General features: G+C 53.8%; 11 protein-coding genes and 2 tRNA genes. 6 read left to right on the top strand and 7 right to left on the bottom strand.

Translation table 11 applies throughout. The features are described 5' to 3' along the window. Positions 1-5 precede the first annotated feature (5 nt). Entirely contained in the window at positions 6-971 is a 966-nt protein-coding gene (gene glk, locus AC4IBF_RS05950; RefSeq protein ID WP_115875942.1) for a glucokinase, read from the bottom strand. A 205-nt stretch (positions 972-1,176) separates the two neighbouring features. Here glk and AC4IBF_RS05945 point away from each other — a divergent pair, with 205 nt between their 5' ends. Then, a complete protein-coding gene (locus AC4IBF_RS05945) occupies positions 1,177-2,412 on the top strand; it encodes an ion channel protein (RefSeq protein WP_133294874.1) in 1,236 nt (411 codons plus the stop codon). Here the strand turns inward: AC4IBF_RS05945 and ipdC are convergent, their stop codons facing one another. Next, positions 2,413-4,071, bottom strand: coding sequence for an indolepyruvate decarboxylase (ipdC, locus tag AC4IBF_RS05940; protein ID WP_111965215.1), 1,659 nt, complete (start codon positions 4,069-4,071; stop codon positions 2,413-2,415). A 185-nt stretch (positions 4,072-4,256) separates the two neighbouring features. On the opposite strand from ipdC, the gene mgrA reads away from it, so the two are divergent. After that, a complete protein-coding gene (gene mgrA, locus AC4IBF_RS05935; RefSeq protein ID WP_133294875.1) occupies positions 4,257-5,255 on the top strand; it encodes an L-glyceraldehyde 3-phosphate reductase in 999 nt (332 codons plus the stop codon). A gap of 127 nt (positions 5,256-5,382) precedes the next feature. Further along, a complete protein-coding gene (locus AC4IBF_RS05930) occupies positions 5,383-5,724 on the top strand; it encodes a DUF2502 domain-containing protein (protein WP_111965213.1) in 342 nt (113 codons plus the stop codon). A 32-nt stretch (positions 5,725-5,756) separates the two neighbouring features. On the opposite strand, the gene AC4IBF_RS05925 is transcribed toward AC4IBF_RS05930, so the two are convergent. Continuing rightward, positions 5,757-6,995, bottom strand: coding sequence for an Nramp family divalent metal transporter (locus AC4IBF_RS05925; RefSeq protein WP_008501590.1), 1,239 nt, complete (start codon positions 6,993-6,995; stop codon positions 5,757-5,759). Positions 6,996-7,343: 348 nt separating this feature from the next. On the opposite strand from AC4IBF_RS05925, the gene AC4IBF_RS05920 reads away from it, so the two are divergent. Then, the gene (locus AC4IBF_RS05920) at positions 7,344-8,531 is read left to right on the top strand and encodes a NupC/NupG family nucleoside CNT transporter (RefSeq protein WP_008501591.1); all 1,188 of its coding nucleotides are present in this window, start codon (positions 7,344-7,346) and stop codon (positions 8,529-8,531) included. Positions 8,532-8,575: 44 nt separating this feature from the next. On the opposite strand, the gene AC4IBF_RS05915 is transcribed toward AC4IBF_RS05920, so the two are convergent. The 3 genes from AC4IBF_RS05915 to AC4IBF_RS05905 form a co-directional block, all read right to left on the bottom strand. Continuing rightward, on the bottom strand, positions 8,576-10,765 hold the full coding sequence (locus tag AC4IBF_RS05915) for a sensor domain-containing phosphodiesterase (RefSeq protein WP_491463197.1): 2,190 nt from the start codon (positions 10,763-10,765) through the stop codon (positions 8,576-8,578). A gap of 214 nt (positions 10,766-10,979) precedes the next feature. Then, positions 10,980-11,055 (bottom strand) — tRNA-Ala (locus AC4IBF_RS05910). A 41-nt stretch (positions 11,056-11,096) separates the two neighbouring features. Continuing rightward, positions 11,097-11,172: transfer RNA gene (locus AC4IBF_RS05905), tRNA-Ala, on the bottom strand. A gap of 217 nt (positions 11,173-11,389) precedes the next feature. On the opposite strand from AC4IBF_RS05905, the gene AC4IBF_RS05900 reads away from it, so the two are divergent. Beyond that, positions 11,390-11,752 carry a YfeC-like transcriptional regulator gene (locus AC4IBF_RS05900; protein WP_115875947.1) on the top strand — a complete coding sequence of 121 codons (363 nt, stop codon included), beginning with the start codon at positions 11,390-11,392 and terminating at the stop codon, positions 11,750-11,752. A 1-nt stretch (position 11,753) separates the two neighbouring features. After that, the gene (locus AC4IBF_RS05895) at positions 11,754-12,146 is read left to right on the top strand and encodes a YfeC-like transcriptional regulator (RefSeq protein WP_133294877.1); all 393 of its coding nucleotides are present in this window, start codon (positions 11,754-11,756) and stop codon (positions 12,144-12,146) included. A 44-nt stretch (positions 12,147-12,190) separates the two neighbouring features. Here the strand turns inward: AC4IBF_RS05895 and gltX are convergent, their stop codons facing one another. Next, entirely contained in the window at positions 12,191-13,606 is a 1,416-nt protein-coding gene (gene gltX, locus AC4IBF_RS05890) for a glutamate--tRNA ligase (protein WP_491463196.1), read from the bottom strand. Positions 13,607-13,642: the final 36 nt, after the last annotated feature.

Raw genomic sequence — 13,642 nt, 5'->3', positions numbered from 1 at the left:
AAGCATCAGAGAATCTGACCGAGAACCTGACGCAGGTGGGCACCCGACCCCAGCAGGCCCGGGTTATCATGCACGATCAAATAAACCGGGATGTCCTGTACGTAGCTTCTGAATCGCCCTTTATCCTCAAACCCGCCGCGGAAGCCGGAGGCTTTGAAGAACTCCAGGAAGCGCGGCACAATTCCGCCCGCGATATAAACGCCCCCGAAGGTACCCAGCGTCAACGCAAGGTTGCCGCCGAAGCGTCCCATAATCACGCAGAACAGCGACAGGGCACGACGGCAGTCAATGCAGCTGTCCGCCAGCGCGCGTTCGGTAACGTCTTTTGGCTGTAGATTCTCCGGCAGACGACCGTCTGATTTCACAATCGCCCGGTACAGGTTCACCAGTCCCGGACCTGAAAGGACGCGCTCGGCGGAGACGTGGCCGATCTCAGCGCGCAATTCTTCGAGGATAATGCCCTCTTCTTCGCTGTTAGGCGCAAAGTCCACGTGACCACCTTCACCCGGCAGGCTCACCCAGCGCTGAGCGACATGCACCAGATGTGAAACGCCCAGGCCGGTACCGGCCCCGTAGACCGCAATCGGCTTACCCTCGACCGGTTCAGCGCCGCCAAACTGGATCAGATGCTCCGGCTTCAGCATCGGGATCGCCATGGACACCGCGGTGAAGTCATTGATGATTTCAAGATGCGCAAAGCCGAGGTTTTTTCTCATTTCGGCGATGGAGAATGCCCAGGTATGGTTGGTCATGGCGACCCAGTCGCCGGTTATCGGGCAGGCAATTGCGATGCAGCCATCTTCAACGCTCACCTGATGTTCTTCCAGATATACGCGGACAACGGCCTCAAGGCTTGGATAATCCAGCCCGGAATAGGTTTTCGCCCGGGAAATTTCACCACTACTTACATCGCATAATGCGAGGCGCGCGTTCGTGCCGCCCACATCACCTACCAACGCATACTTTGTCATTCTTCAACTGCTCCGCTAAAGTCAAAATAAATCTTTGGGACACTGTAAATTCAAGGCGTGATAACAACAACGACCGGAAGGTGAATGCCCGTGGATTATCGATCTTCGTCACAGAATAACTTTACCGTTTCAGCACCTTTTGCACTATTGCCATAAGGCTTAATGTGCAAAGTAACGTAATACCGTTTTGTACAAGGAAATCATCATGCTCCACCCGCGAGCCAGAACCATGCTATTGCTGGCCATTCCGGCGCTCATCATTGGCGTGGTTTCAAGTCTGGTGCTCATTGTCGTGATGAAAGTCGCGTCGGTGCTGCAAACACTATTATGGAACGCGCTTCCTGCAGGACTGGGCGTCCCCGTTGATTCTCCTGCCTGGATCGTTGGAATGCTGACGTTAACCGGTATAGCGGTGGGTCTGGTGATCCGTTTCAGTCCCGGCCATGCCGGCCCCGATCCGGCACAGGAACCGTTGATTGGTGCCCCGGTTGCGCCCTCGGCGTTGCCAGGGCTAATCATTGCGTTGATTCTGGGCCTTGCCGGCGGCGTCAGTCTGGGTCCTGAGCACCCGATTATGGCCGTGAATATTGGCCTGGCGGTTTTTCTCGGTTCACGCATTTTGCCTCGCGTCGGCGCGCTGGACTGGACCATTCTCGCCTCCGCAGGCACCATCGGGGCGCTTTTCGGCACGCCCGTTGCGGCAGCACTGATCTTTTCGCAGACGCTCAGTAGCAATAACGACGTCCCGCTGTGGGATAAGCTGTTTGCGCCGCTGATGGCCGCAGCAGCCGGGGCGTTGACCACCAGCCTGTTTTTCCATCCCCATTTTTCACTCTCCCTGCCCCACTACGGCCAGATGCAAATCGCTGATATTTTCAGCGGCGCCATCGTCGTCGCCATCGCCATTGCGCTGGGCATGGTGGCAGTGTGGTGCCTTCCACGTCTGCATCGGCTGATGCATAGACTCAAACACCCGGTGTTGATTCTGGGAGCCGGCGGTTTGATCCTCGGTATCTTAGGGGCAATCGGCGGGCCGGTGACGCTGTTCAAAGGTCTGGACGAGATGCAGCAGCTGGCCTTCAGCCAGGTATTTAGCGTCTCCGACTATCTGCTGTTTGCCGTAATCAAGCTGGCAGCGCTGGTGGTGGCGGCCGCCTGCGGTTTCCGCGGTGGACGCATCTTCCCGGCGGTCTTTGTCGGCGTCGCGCTGGGGCTGATGCTGCACGAGCATGTCGATGCGGTCCCTGCGGCGATTACCGTCTCTTGTTCTATTCTGGGGCTGGTTCTGGTGGTCACGCGCGACGCCTGGCTAAGCCTGTTTATGGCGGCTGTAGTCGTACCAGATTCGACGCTTTTCCCTCTGCTTTGTATCGTGATGTTGCCCGCCTGGCTCCTGCTGGCGGGCAAACCGATGATGATGGCCTGGCGAAACGACAAATAATCAGGCGCTATTGCGCGCTTCCAGCGCTTTGGTAATCGCCCCCAGCAGCGGCGGGATATCCGCTTTCGGCAGCATCACCTCAATCAGCGAGAGCCGCTCGTGGTGCGCCACTTTTTCAAGGACGTCCGCCAGCTGCTCCGCTTCACTGACCCGCCAGCACTGGGCCTGAGGATCAAGGCTCAGTGCCTGCGGGATTTGCGTCCAGTTCCATAGCGCAATGTCGTTATAGCGTTGCTCAGGCCCATGGATCGCTCTTTCCACCGTATACCCTTCGTTGTTAAGGACCAGAATGATGGGGTGTTGTTTATCCCGCAGCATCGAGCCGAGCTCCTGGATGGTGAGCTGCGCCGCGCCATCCCCCGTCAGGACAATCACGCGCCGGTTCGGGCAGGCCGTCTGTGCGCCAAATGCCGCCGCCAGCGTGTAACCGATCGATCCCCACAGCGGCTGGACGATAAAATTCACGTCCGCCGGCAGACGAAGGTCGATCGCGCCGAAGGCCGAGGTGCCCTGATCCGCAAGAATGATGTCTCCCGGACGAATAAACGTCTGCAGCGTTTGCCAGAAATTCGCCTGCGTCAGCGAGCCATCCGGCTGCGGGTAGGCCATCAAGTTTTGAGAGGACGGTACGGGCGTACCGTGCACGTGCTGTTTACACAGCTCCACCAGCGTTTCGATTGCCTGAAGCATGGGGATGCCGGTAAACCAGATATCACCAACGCGTGAAGCATGAGGCTGAACTTCTATCGTTTGTGCCGGGGTGAGCTGATGCGTGAAGCCGGCGGTAAGGGTATCGGTAAATCGCGTCCCGATGCACAGCACGATATCAGCCCCTTCAATCGCCTCTTTTACCGCGCCAGCGCTCGCCGATCCGCTGTAGGTGCCGTAAAAACCAGCGTGACGTTCGTCAAATATTCCTTTGCCCATCAGCATGGTGGCATGTGCCATCGGCACGTCTTTAACCCATTTCTGTAGCGCATGCTTCAGGCCATGGCGCAGGACAAGGAAATCGGCCAGCAGCGCAGTACGCTTGCTTCTGGCAAGCTTGTTCTCAGCGGCCTCCCGGAACGCTTTCAGGCAGGCGCTATCGGCATGCGCATGGCGGAGCGTGAGAGCGCTTACAGGAGGCGTGGCGGCCTTTTTTGCCACGTCGGCAGGCAACATCAGATAGCCGGGGCGACGCTCCCGGAGCATAGTGGTTAACACCCGGTCGATTTCATAGCAGGCGTTTTGTTCGGTCAGGATCGCCTGTGCAGCAGTAATCGGCTCGCTCATATGATAAAAATGACGAAACTCACCGTCGCCCAGCGTGTGGTGCAGTAGCTCCCCTCTTTGCTGTGACGCCATACCCGGCGCCCCCACAATATGCAGTACCGGAACATGTTCGGCATAGCTGCCCGCAATGCCGTTCATGGCGCTTAACTCTCCTACGCCAAATGTCGTCAGCAGCGCGGCGAAGCCCTTACATCGGGCATATCCGTCCGCGGCATAAGAGGCGTTTAACTCGTTGGCACAGCCCACCCAGCAGATATCGGGGCTGTCTATCACGTGGTCGAGAAACTGCAGGTTATAGTCGCCCGGCACGCCAAACAGATGATCGGCTCCACAATCTGTAAGACGGTCCAGCAGGTAATCGGCGACGCAGTATGGGGTACGCATGAACAGGTATCCTTCTAATGTTGACCTCACCTTGAGTATTAAATAAGCGTGATGGCTGTCCAGAATTGGCGATAAGAAGGACATGGAAAGAATGCTTTACAAAAAAGGCTGCGCTATGCTGCTTTTTTTCACGTAAATGTAAACGCATACACTGATTTTACACTTCAGCGCCAGAGGTTACGAAAATGGGTTATCAGCCGGACAAAAATCGTTACGGGACAATGGAGTATCGCCGCTGTGGGCAAAGCGGGCTCAGGTTGCCCGCCATCTCGCTCGGGCTGTGGCATAACTTCGGTGATACCACCCTTATCGAAAACAGCCGTCAACTTTTACAGCGTGCGTTCGATCTGGGCATTACGCATTTCGACCTTGCCAACAACTATGGCCCGCCACCGGGATCGGCCGAACGTAATTTCGGCCGTATTTTACAGGAGGACTTCCTGCCCTGGCGCGACGAGCTAATCATCTCAACCAAAGCGGGCTATACCATGTGGGAGGGTCCTTACGGCGACTGGGGGTCACGCAAATACCTGCTGGCAAGCCTCGATCAAAGCCTGAAGAGGATGGGGCTGGAGTATGTGGATATCTTCTATCATCACCGTCCTGACCCGCAGACGCCGCTGCTGGAAACCATGAAAGCGCTTGACCATGCGGTGCGTCAGGGGAAGGCTCTGTATGTTGGATTATCCAACTACCCCGCTGAACTGGCCCGCAAGGCGATTGATATCCTTGACGATCTCGGTACGCCCTGCCTGATCCACCAGCCGAAATATTCCCTGTTTGAGCGTGCGCCGGAAGAAGAATTGCTGGACGTGCTGCAGGAAAAAGGAGTCGGCTGTATTCCCTTCTCGCCGCTGGCCGGTGGGCAACTGACCAACCGCTATCTGAACGGCATTCCCACAGACTCACGCGCGGCAAGCGGCAGTCAGTTCCTTAACCCCGACCAGCTCACCGAAGAGAAGCTGGAGAAGATTAGAAAGCTGAACGCCATGGCGGAAGAGCGCGGCCAGAAGCTGTCCCAGATGGCGCTGGCCTGGGTATCACGTCATGAGAGTGTGACCTCAGTGCTGATTGGGGCGAGTAAAGCGGCTCAAATTGATGACGCCGTGGGGATGCTGGCAAACCGCCATTTCTCTGTGGATGATTTGGCCCGTATAGACGCGATCCTGAGCAGTTCAATATAAAACCGTTTTTAGCAAAAAGTGCTCTCCCCCAGGAATTCGGAGTTGAGGCGATGATACGAAGCTTTACCAACTCGTAAAATTGCGTTAACAGGCCCACCAAAGGCCCCGATCGTGAAGGAGAAAGAGTATGTTCAGGTCACTGATTCTTGCAGCGGTATTACTGGCTTCGGCGCCGCTGATCGCCACTGCGGGCGAAATCACCCTGTTGCCATCAGTAAAATTACAAATTGGCGATCGTGACGACTACGGCAGATACTGGGACGGCGGCTACTGGCGCGACCGTGACTACTGGCACCGTCATTATGAATGGCGCGGCGATCGCTGGTGGAAACATGATAACGGCAGACACCGCGGCTGGTATAAAGACAACGCGTATGAGCGCGGCTACCGTGAAGGCTGGAACGATCGTGACGACCGTCGCGGCGGCTGGGGTCGCGGGAAAGGTCATGGTCACGGCCATCACCACTAATAAAAAAGGAGCCATGGAGGCTCCTTTTTTTGTTAAAGACCCAGTGCGGTTCCCACCAACAACCACAGGTTCAGCGCAACGACCACCACCACGATGGCCCATCCTGTTCGTTTTACCAGCGTTGAGTTAACCAGCTCGCCCATCAGAGTTTTGTTGCTGGTAAAGATCAGCAGCGGCACCAGCGCCAGCGCGATACCAAAACTCAGCAGAACCTGGCTCATGACCAGAATTCGCGTTGGGTCGAGACCCATCAGAATCACCACAAATGACGGTAGCATGGTGACGGAGCGACGAACCCACAGCGGAATGTGGAAGCGGACAAACCCCTGCATCACAACCTGGCCTGCCAGCGTGCCCACCACCGTAGAAGAAAGGCCGGCAGCTACCAGGCTGAGACCAAATATCGTGGCGGCAGCATGGCTCAGCAACGGCTCCAGCGTGAGATACGCCTGGTCGAGATCGGCAATACCGGTATGACCGTTAAAGTGGAAAGCCGCGGCTGCAGTCGCCATCATCGCCAAGTTTACAAACCCTGCGATGGTCATAGCGATCGCGACGTCCCACTTGGTGGCGGAGTAACGCTCTTTACGCGTCCCACCGTGGAGATGCTGCGTCAGCGAGGAGTGCAAATAAATCACGTGCGGCATGATGGTCGCCCCCAGCACCCCGGCGGCCAGGAACACCGCTTCCGACGTTGGCAGGCTTGGGATCGCCATCCCTTTACCGAGCTGTGCCAGATTCGGCTGTGAGAAAATCAGCTCGACAATGTAGGCCGCCGCCACAAAAAGCAGCAGACCACCAATCACCTTCTCCAGCGGCTTTTGACCCCGACGCTGCAGCATCAGGATGAGGAAAGTGGCAATCCCGGTCAGCACCGCCCCTTGCAACAGCGACACGCCCAGAATCAGCTTAAAGCCGATCGCTGCACCGATAAACTCAGCGAGGTCAGTAGCCATGGCGATGATTTCAGCCTGAACCCAGTAGAGCCAGACGGCGGGACGCGGGTAATGGTCGCGAATTTGCTCCGCCAGGTTTTTACCCGTCGCAATCCCCAGCTTTGCGGAGAGCATCTGAATCAGCATCGCCATCAGGTTAGCCCAGACCACCACCCACAGCAGCTTATAGCCGAAGCTGGCCCCGGCCTGAATATTGGTCGCAAAGTTTCCTGGATCGATATAGCCAATGGCAGCGATGAACGCAGGTCCCATTAATGCGAACCGCAACTTGCGCGCGGCTCTGCCACTGCTACCCTCTACGCGACTGTTTGTCATTTCTGCCTCTGAAATATAGCCTTTGCTATGTTTAATGCTATCAAAATGAGAATGGTTATCAAGATCATTTATAAAGTTTGCAGTGATTTCTCTGATAGCTTTGAACGATAGACGGGCGGGTAAGTGGGGCGATCTAACCGAAACTGAAATCGCGCATGCTTTTGTGAAGACTAGCACACAAACTTAACTTTTCACGCATTTACCTAACATTACAAAAATGTATTGTGGATCACTATTTTTGAGACTCGTCACAGGATGTAACTATAGTGTGTCCTCGATCTCGTTTTCTTTTCGGTTGTTACATAGAATGTGCACGAAAATTAAACCTGCCTCATATTTGGAGCAAATATGGACCGCGTCCTTCATTTTGTCCTGGCACTTGTTGTCGTTACTGCACTTGCATTGCTGGTCAGCACAGACCGCAAAAAAATTCGTATCCGTTATGTTGTTCAACTGCTGGTCATTGAAGTTTTACTTGCGTGGTTCTTCCTGAACTCCAACGTAGGCCTCGGCTTCGTGAAAGGCTTCTCCGAAATGTTCGAAAAACTGCTCGGATTCGCCAACGAAGGGACCAACTTTGTCTTCGGTAAAATGAACGACGAAGGTCTGGCGTTCTTCTTCCTGAAGGTTCTCTGCCCTATCGTCTTCATCTCCGCGCTGATCGGTATTCTGCAGCACATCCGCGTTCTGCCGTTCGTGATTCGTGGAATTGGCTTCCTGTTATCCAAAGTGAACGGTATGGGCAAGCTGGAATCCTTCAACGCCGTCAGTTCCCTGATCCTCGGTCAGTCTGAGAACTTCATCGCGTATAAAGATATTCTCGGCAAGATGTCCCGCAACCGCATGTACACCATGGCGGCAACCGCAATGTCTACCGTTTCCATGTCTATCGTGGGCGCGTATATGACCATGCTGGAACCAAAATACGTGGTTGCTGCGCTGGTTCTGAACATGTTCAGCACCTTTATCGTTCTGTCGCTGATCAACCCGTACCGCGTTGACGCAAGCGAAGAGAACATTCAGATGTCAAACCTGCACGAAGGCCAGAGCTTCTTCGAAATGCTGGGTGAGTACATTCTGGCCGGTTTCAAAGTCGCGATTATCGTTGCCGCCATGCTGATCGGCTTCATTGCGCTGATTTCTGCGCTGAACGCCCTGTTCGCTGCGGTGCTGGGTATCTCCTTCCAGGGGATTCTGGGCTACATCTTCTATCCGGTTGCATGGGTGATGGGTGTTCCGGCTCACGAAGCGCTGCAGGTGGGCAGTATCATGGCAACCAAGCTGGTTTCTAACGAATTCGTTGCAATGATGGATCTGCAGAAAATTGCCAGTACGCTTTCTCCGCGTGCGGAAGGCATTCTCTCCGTGTTCCTGGTCTCCTTCGCGAACTTCTCGTCCATCGGGATTATCGCGGGTGCGATTAAAGGTCTGAACGAAGAACAGGGTAACGTGGTATCTCGCTTCGGCCTGAAACTGGTTTACGGCTCTACGCTGGTGAGCGTCCTGTCAGCGTCCATTGCGGCACTGGTCCTGTAACGTTTACCGTGAAACAAAAACCGGGAGCCAGGCTCCCGGTTTTTTTATGTCCGTAATTCTTCCAGCGGTTTGGGTTTGCCTATCAGGTAGCCCTGCAGGTAATCCACACCGAAGCGGAGCAGCATCTCCCGCTGCGCCGGTGTTTCCACATATTCCGCGACGACGCAGAGCGATTTTGTCTTTGCCAGATTACACATCGACTGCACAATCATTGCATCCATGTCGTCTGTACAAATGTCTTTCACAAAGCAGCCGTCGATTTTAATGATGTCCGCCTGCAGGCGTCTGAGACGCTCATAGTTAGCGTAGCCAGTACCAAAATCATCGATGGCAATACGGAAACCATACTCCCGCAATTGCTGAATATTGTTGATACTCGTGCCTGAATTTGAGAAAGCCTGCTCTTCAGTAATCTCAATCACGACTGCCTGAGGCGCAACGCCGTACCGTTCAAACAGCGCGCAAATCTCGGTCGCCACCTCTTTTTGCATCAGCGTCAGCGGCATCAGGTTGACGGAAAAACGGGCGCCAGCGTGCGTTGCAGGGTTATCGCGCAGCCACACCAGTAATTTTTCCATGACGCACATATCAAACCGGTGGCTGAGGTTGAACTGCGCAATCAGCGGAATAAAGCGGTCAGGGGTAATAATCTCCCCCTCGCTCTCCATTCGCGTCAGGATTTCATAGTACCCGCTCCCGTCCGCCTTCTGGATCGGCTGCGCATACAAATTAAACTGCCCCGCCTCAAGCGCATGCTTAATCCGGGCCAGCATCAGGACACGCTCTGTCGTTTGCCCTGATGCCACCTCAAGACTATTCGTGAGCGCGAGTACGTTTTGCTCTCCGCAGGCCTGTTCTGCCAGCCAGCTTAGCTGCCCCAGCGTGTGATGCAGTTTCTCACCGTCTTCGACCATTCCCCATGACGCGCCAAACTCAATATCCAGCCCGGTGTTGTTCCAGAAAATCTTATTGCTGTTGAGCCGATCGACCATATGCTGGAGACGTTCAGCAATTTCCGGCCCGAGCAAGACCAGCACCAACTCGCTTCCGGGAAGCTGGAAGAGCATCTCATCTTTTTGCAGGAGCGGCTGGAGCGACGTGGCGATCGTTCGTTTGCAATGGACCCGCATGATAATCCCGTAGTGGCGGCTCAAAAACTCCAGATTATCCATGCGCAAAATGCACACTTTGGCATCCGGATGAATTTCAAGGTAATCCTCCAGCGCACGAATATTAGGCAGACCGGTAAGAGGATCGGTCAGCGCCCTGTCCTGCCAGCCCCGCTTCAGCCACTCGCTGCGCTGGTAAATGCGAGACATGTAAAGCAAACAGATGGCGAAAGAGATCAGCACGGAGAGGATAAAGGAGAGCGAATGTCCCGATTCCACCCCGTTAAGGAAATTATAGTTGTATGTCAGCAGCAGGAGCGCTGATGTGGCCCACAGCAGAGAAATCAACGCATAGGTCAGGCGGCTTATCGCTAAGGTAAAAAGAATAAATATCAGCGGCATCAAATAGCCCGCAATGACCGGTGACTCAAAAGGACCACATAAAATGACAAGAATGAAGCTTAAAAGCGCTAACCAGACAAAAATATATAATGGATTCTTGTGATAAAACACGGGCTTCACGCTTCGCCGCCAGAAGGTGACGGCATAACGAGGATTAATTATCATTCTTAACGGGTAATAGAACATCATGGTAAAAATCAGCGCCGCGCATATCAGGCTTTGAATATCCACAACGTTATAAATTACCGTACCTTCGCCGAAATAGGTCGAAATTGTCACCGGAAAATCAAAGAAATAGCCTGCCATATACATCGACAGCTTAATACCTAATGGCACGACAAAACCGAGCCAGAATATACGAAGCCCGATGTGTTTGTTAGGGATACTGTAGCGCCAGCGCTTGCCCAGCATAAGGCGTAGCAGGCCGCACCCCGCGAATAACGCAAGGGTCTGACAGAACAGTAAAACTGGATATTGTAGCGGCGCTAAATTAATATAGAATAAATTAGTGACAGTAAAACCTAACAGAATGGGAAGAATTGCTCTGCGCCCAAATATCAGAATGACCGCCAGCATAACGCTGAGTGGCAACCATGCTAAATAAACGTCGTGACCATTAACAATTGCGCGTGGAGAAAGATAACGGGAGACAGGCACCGCAATCAGGCAAAGTGCCAGGGCAATCATAAATATCTTTACATTATCATACGTTTTTTTATTCATTAATCAGGGACGTTATTTTCCAGGAGAATCATTGACCGGATGGATAATAGGTTTATTAATTGCGCGAATCAAGTTCAAGTCTATTTATAGACCGGTTTATTGATTACGATTGAGGCGAGGTACAGAAATACCTTCTTTTTGATAACAAAATGCGGTAAAGGGCGTTACAAACAGATAAAAAAAACCCCCGTCATTCGACGAGGGTTTACAATTTTGGTGGAGCTAAGCGGGATCGAACCGCTGACCTCTTGCATGCCATGCAAGCGCTCTCCCAGCTGAGCTATAGCCCCACATATGACTTTACTAACCGCACTCTGTTGGGTTCAGAGTTTGGTGGAGCTAAGCGGGATCGAACCGCTGACCTCTTGCATGCCATGCAAGCGCTCTCCCAGCTGAGCTATAGCCCCATCGTAAAGCTGTCATGTTGACGGGCGGCATAATATGAATTCCGCTGCGGAGTGTCAACGGCAAAATCAATTCCAGCTATTCAATCGCCGAAAAATCATGCAAATGAATCACTTTGCGAGCCTGCTCGCAGTCAGGAGTTAAGCCTGTCACGTTTTCACGTTAAAGGGTGCTATAAAATGAGCCGCTAATTAACCCCACAGATATTCAGGAAATTGCATGATCAAGGAACGAATGACGCCAGAAGAGTTAGCCCTCCTCACTGGCTATAGCCGACAGACCATCAATAAATGGGTACGCAAAGAGGGTTGGATTACGTCACCTAAACCAGGCGTCCAGGGCGGGAAAGCGCGTCTGGTACATGTGAACGAAAAAGTCCGTGAATTTATCCGCAGTGCACGTCGGGCAAGCGAAACATCCGAACTGCCAGAAGGCGTCAGTCATGATAGTTCACTTCACACCCTGCTCCTGACGCTAGCCAATGAAATGACGCCGGAAGAGCAGAAGCAGATGACATCGCTATTACTGCGAGAAGGGATCACCGGATTGTTGCAACGTTTAGGGATTCGCGATCGGGACTGATATGAAAAGATTACGGAGCAAAATGACCACGGAAGAGCTGGCGGAGAGTTTGGGCGTCGCCAGGCAAACGGTTAATCGTTGGATACGCCAGCAGGGATGGAAAACCGAAGGACTCAACGGCGTGAAAGGCGGTCGCGCGCGGCTCATTCATGTCGATGCGCGGGTGAAGGAACATATTATGAGCCTCCCGGCAATTCGTACCACTCACGAGGTTTACCATCTCGCGGAGGCCACGTCTTCCTACAATACCCCCTCTTCAAACCTGTATCCGGGCATTATTGAGACGCTGGAGAGTATGACTAAGCCGGAGCAGAAGCGTCTGGATGCGTTATTGAAGCGCGAAGGCATACACGGATTTCTTAAGCGTCTGGGTATTGCAGAAGAAGAAGCATAAACAAACGGCAGGTTCCCCTGCCGTTTGTTTTATCTGAGACGTTATTACTGCTGATTTTCTCGTTCAGCGATAAAGTTCAGCGCCTTGTTAATGCGCGCCACGCTGCGTGATTTGCCGATGGCATGAACCGTTACGTCCAGCGCCGGAGACTGACCCGCTCCGGTCACCGCAACGCGCAGTGGCATACCGACTTTACCCATGCCGACTTCCAGCTCGTCTGCCGTCGCCTGAATGGCGTGATGCACATTCTCAGCGGTCCATTCGGTGAGCGCAGCCAGCTTGTCACGCACCACTTCCAGCGGCTGACGCGCAACCGGACGGAGGTGTTTCTTCGCGGCGTCCGCGTCGAACTCAGCAAACTCTTCATAGAAGTAGCGGCAGCTTTCAGCAATCTCTTTCAGAGTTTTGCAGCGCTCGCCGAGCAGTTTCACCAGATCCGCCAGCTCAGGGCCAGTGCGGGTATCAATATTTGCCTGCTCAATGTGCCACTGCAGGTAAGTCGCTACATATTCTGGCTGCATGGTATTGATGTAGTGATGGTTCAGCCACTGGAGCTTGTCGGTATTAAACGCGCTCGCTGATTTGCTGACAGAGCTCAGAGAGAACAGTTCGATCATCTCTTCACGGCTGAAGATCTCCTGGTCACCGTGAGCCCAGCCCAGACGCACCAGATAGTTCAGCAGCGCTTCTGGCAGATAACCGTCGTCGCGATACTGCATGACGCTGACCGCGCCGTGACGTTTAGACAGCTTTTTCCCGTCGTCGCCGTTGATCATGGAGACGTGCGCATAAACAGGCACAGGGGCGTTCAGCGCCTTCAGGATGTTGATCTGACGTGGCGTGTTGTTGATGTGGTCTTCACCACGGACAACGTGAGTAATTTCCATATCCCAGTCGTCAACCACCACGCAGAAGTTGTAGGTTGGGGAACCATCGGTGCGGCGGATGATCAGATCGTCCAGCTCCTGGTTGCTGAATTCGATCGGGCCACGGATCTGGTCGTCAAAGATCACAGACCCCTCTTGCGGGTTAGCAAAACGCACAACGCAAGGCTCATCAGCAGCATGCTCGCTGTGGTCATGGCGGCAGCGGCCGTCATAACGCGGCTTTTCACCATTCGCCATCTGCTCTTCGCGCAGCGCATCCAGACGCTCTTTGGAGCAATAGCACTTATACGCCGTGCCCGCGACCAGCATTTCATCAATGACGGCGTTATAGCGGTCAAAGCGTTTGGTCTGGAAATAAGGGCCTTCGTCCCATTCCAGATTCAGCCAGTTCATCCCATCCATAATGGCTTCAATTGCTTCCGGCGTGGAGCGCTCAAGATCGGTGTCTTCAATACGCAGCACGAACTCACCTTTGTTGTGGCGTGCGAAAAGCCAGGAATAGAGAGCGGTACGTGCACCACCGACGTGCAGATAGCCTGTCGGGCTCGGCGCGAAGCGAGTTTTGATTTTCATGAAATGGCCTTACGTTATAAAGATGCCGGCAATCGG

The sequence above is a fragment of the Enterobacter sp. Taxon_8 genome (assembly GCF_058354585.1).
This window is presented reverse-complemented; position numbering and strand designations above follow the sequence as displayed.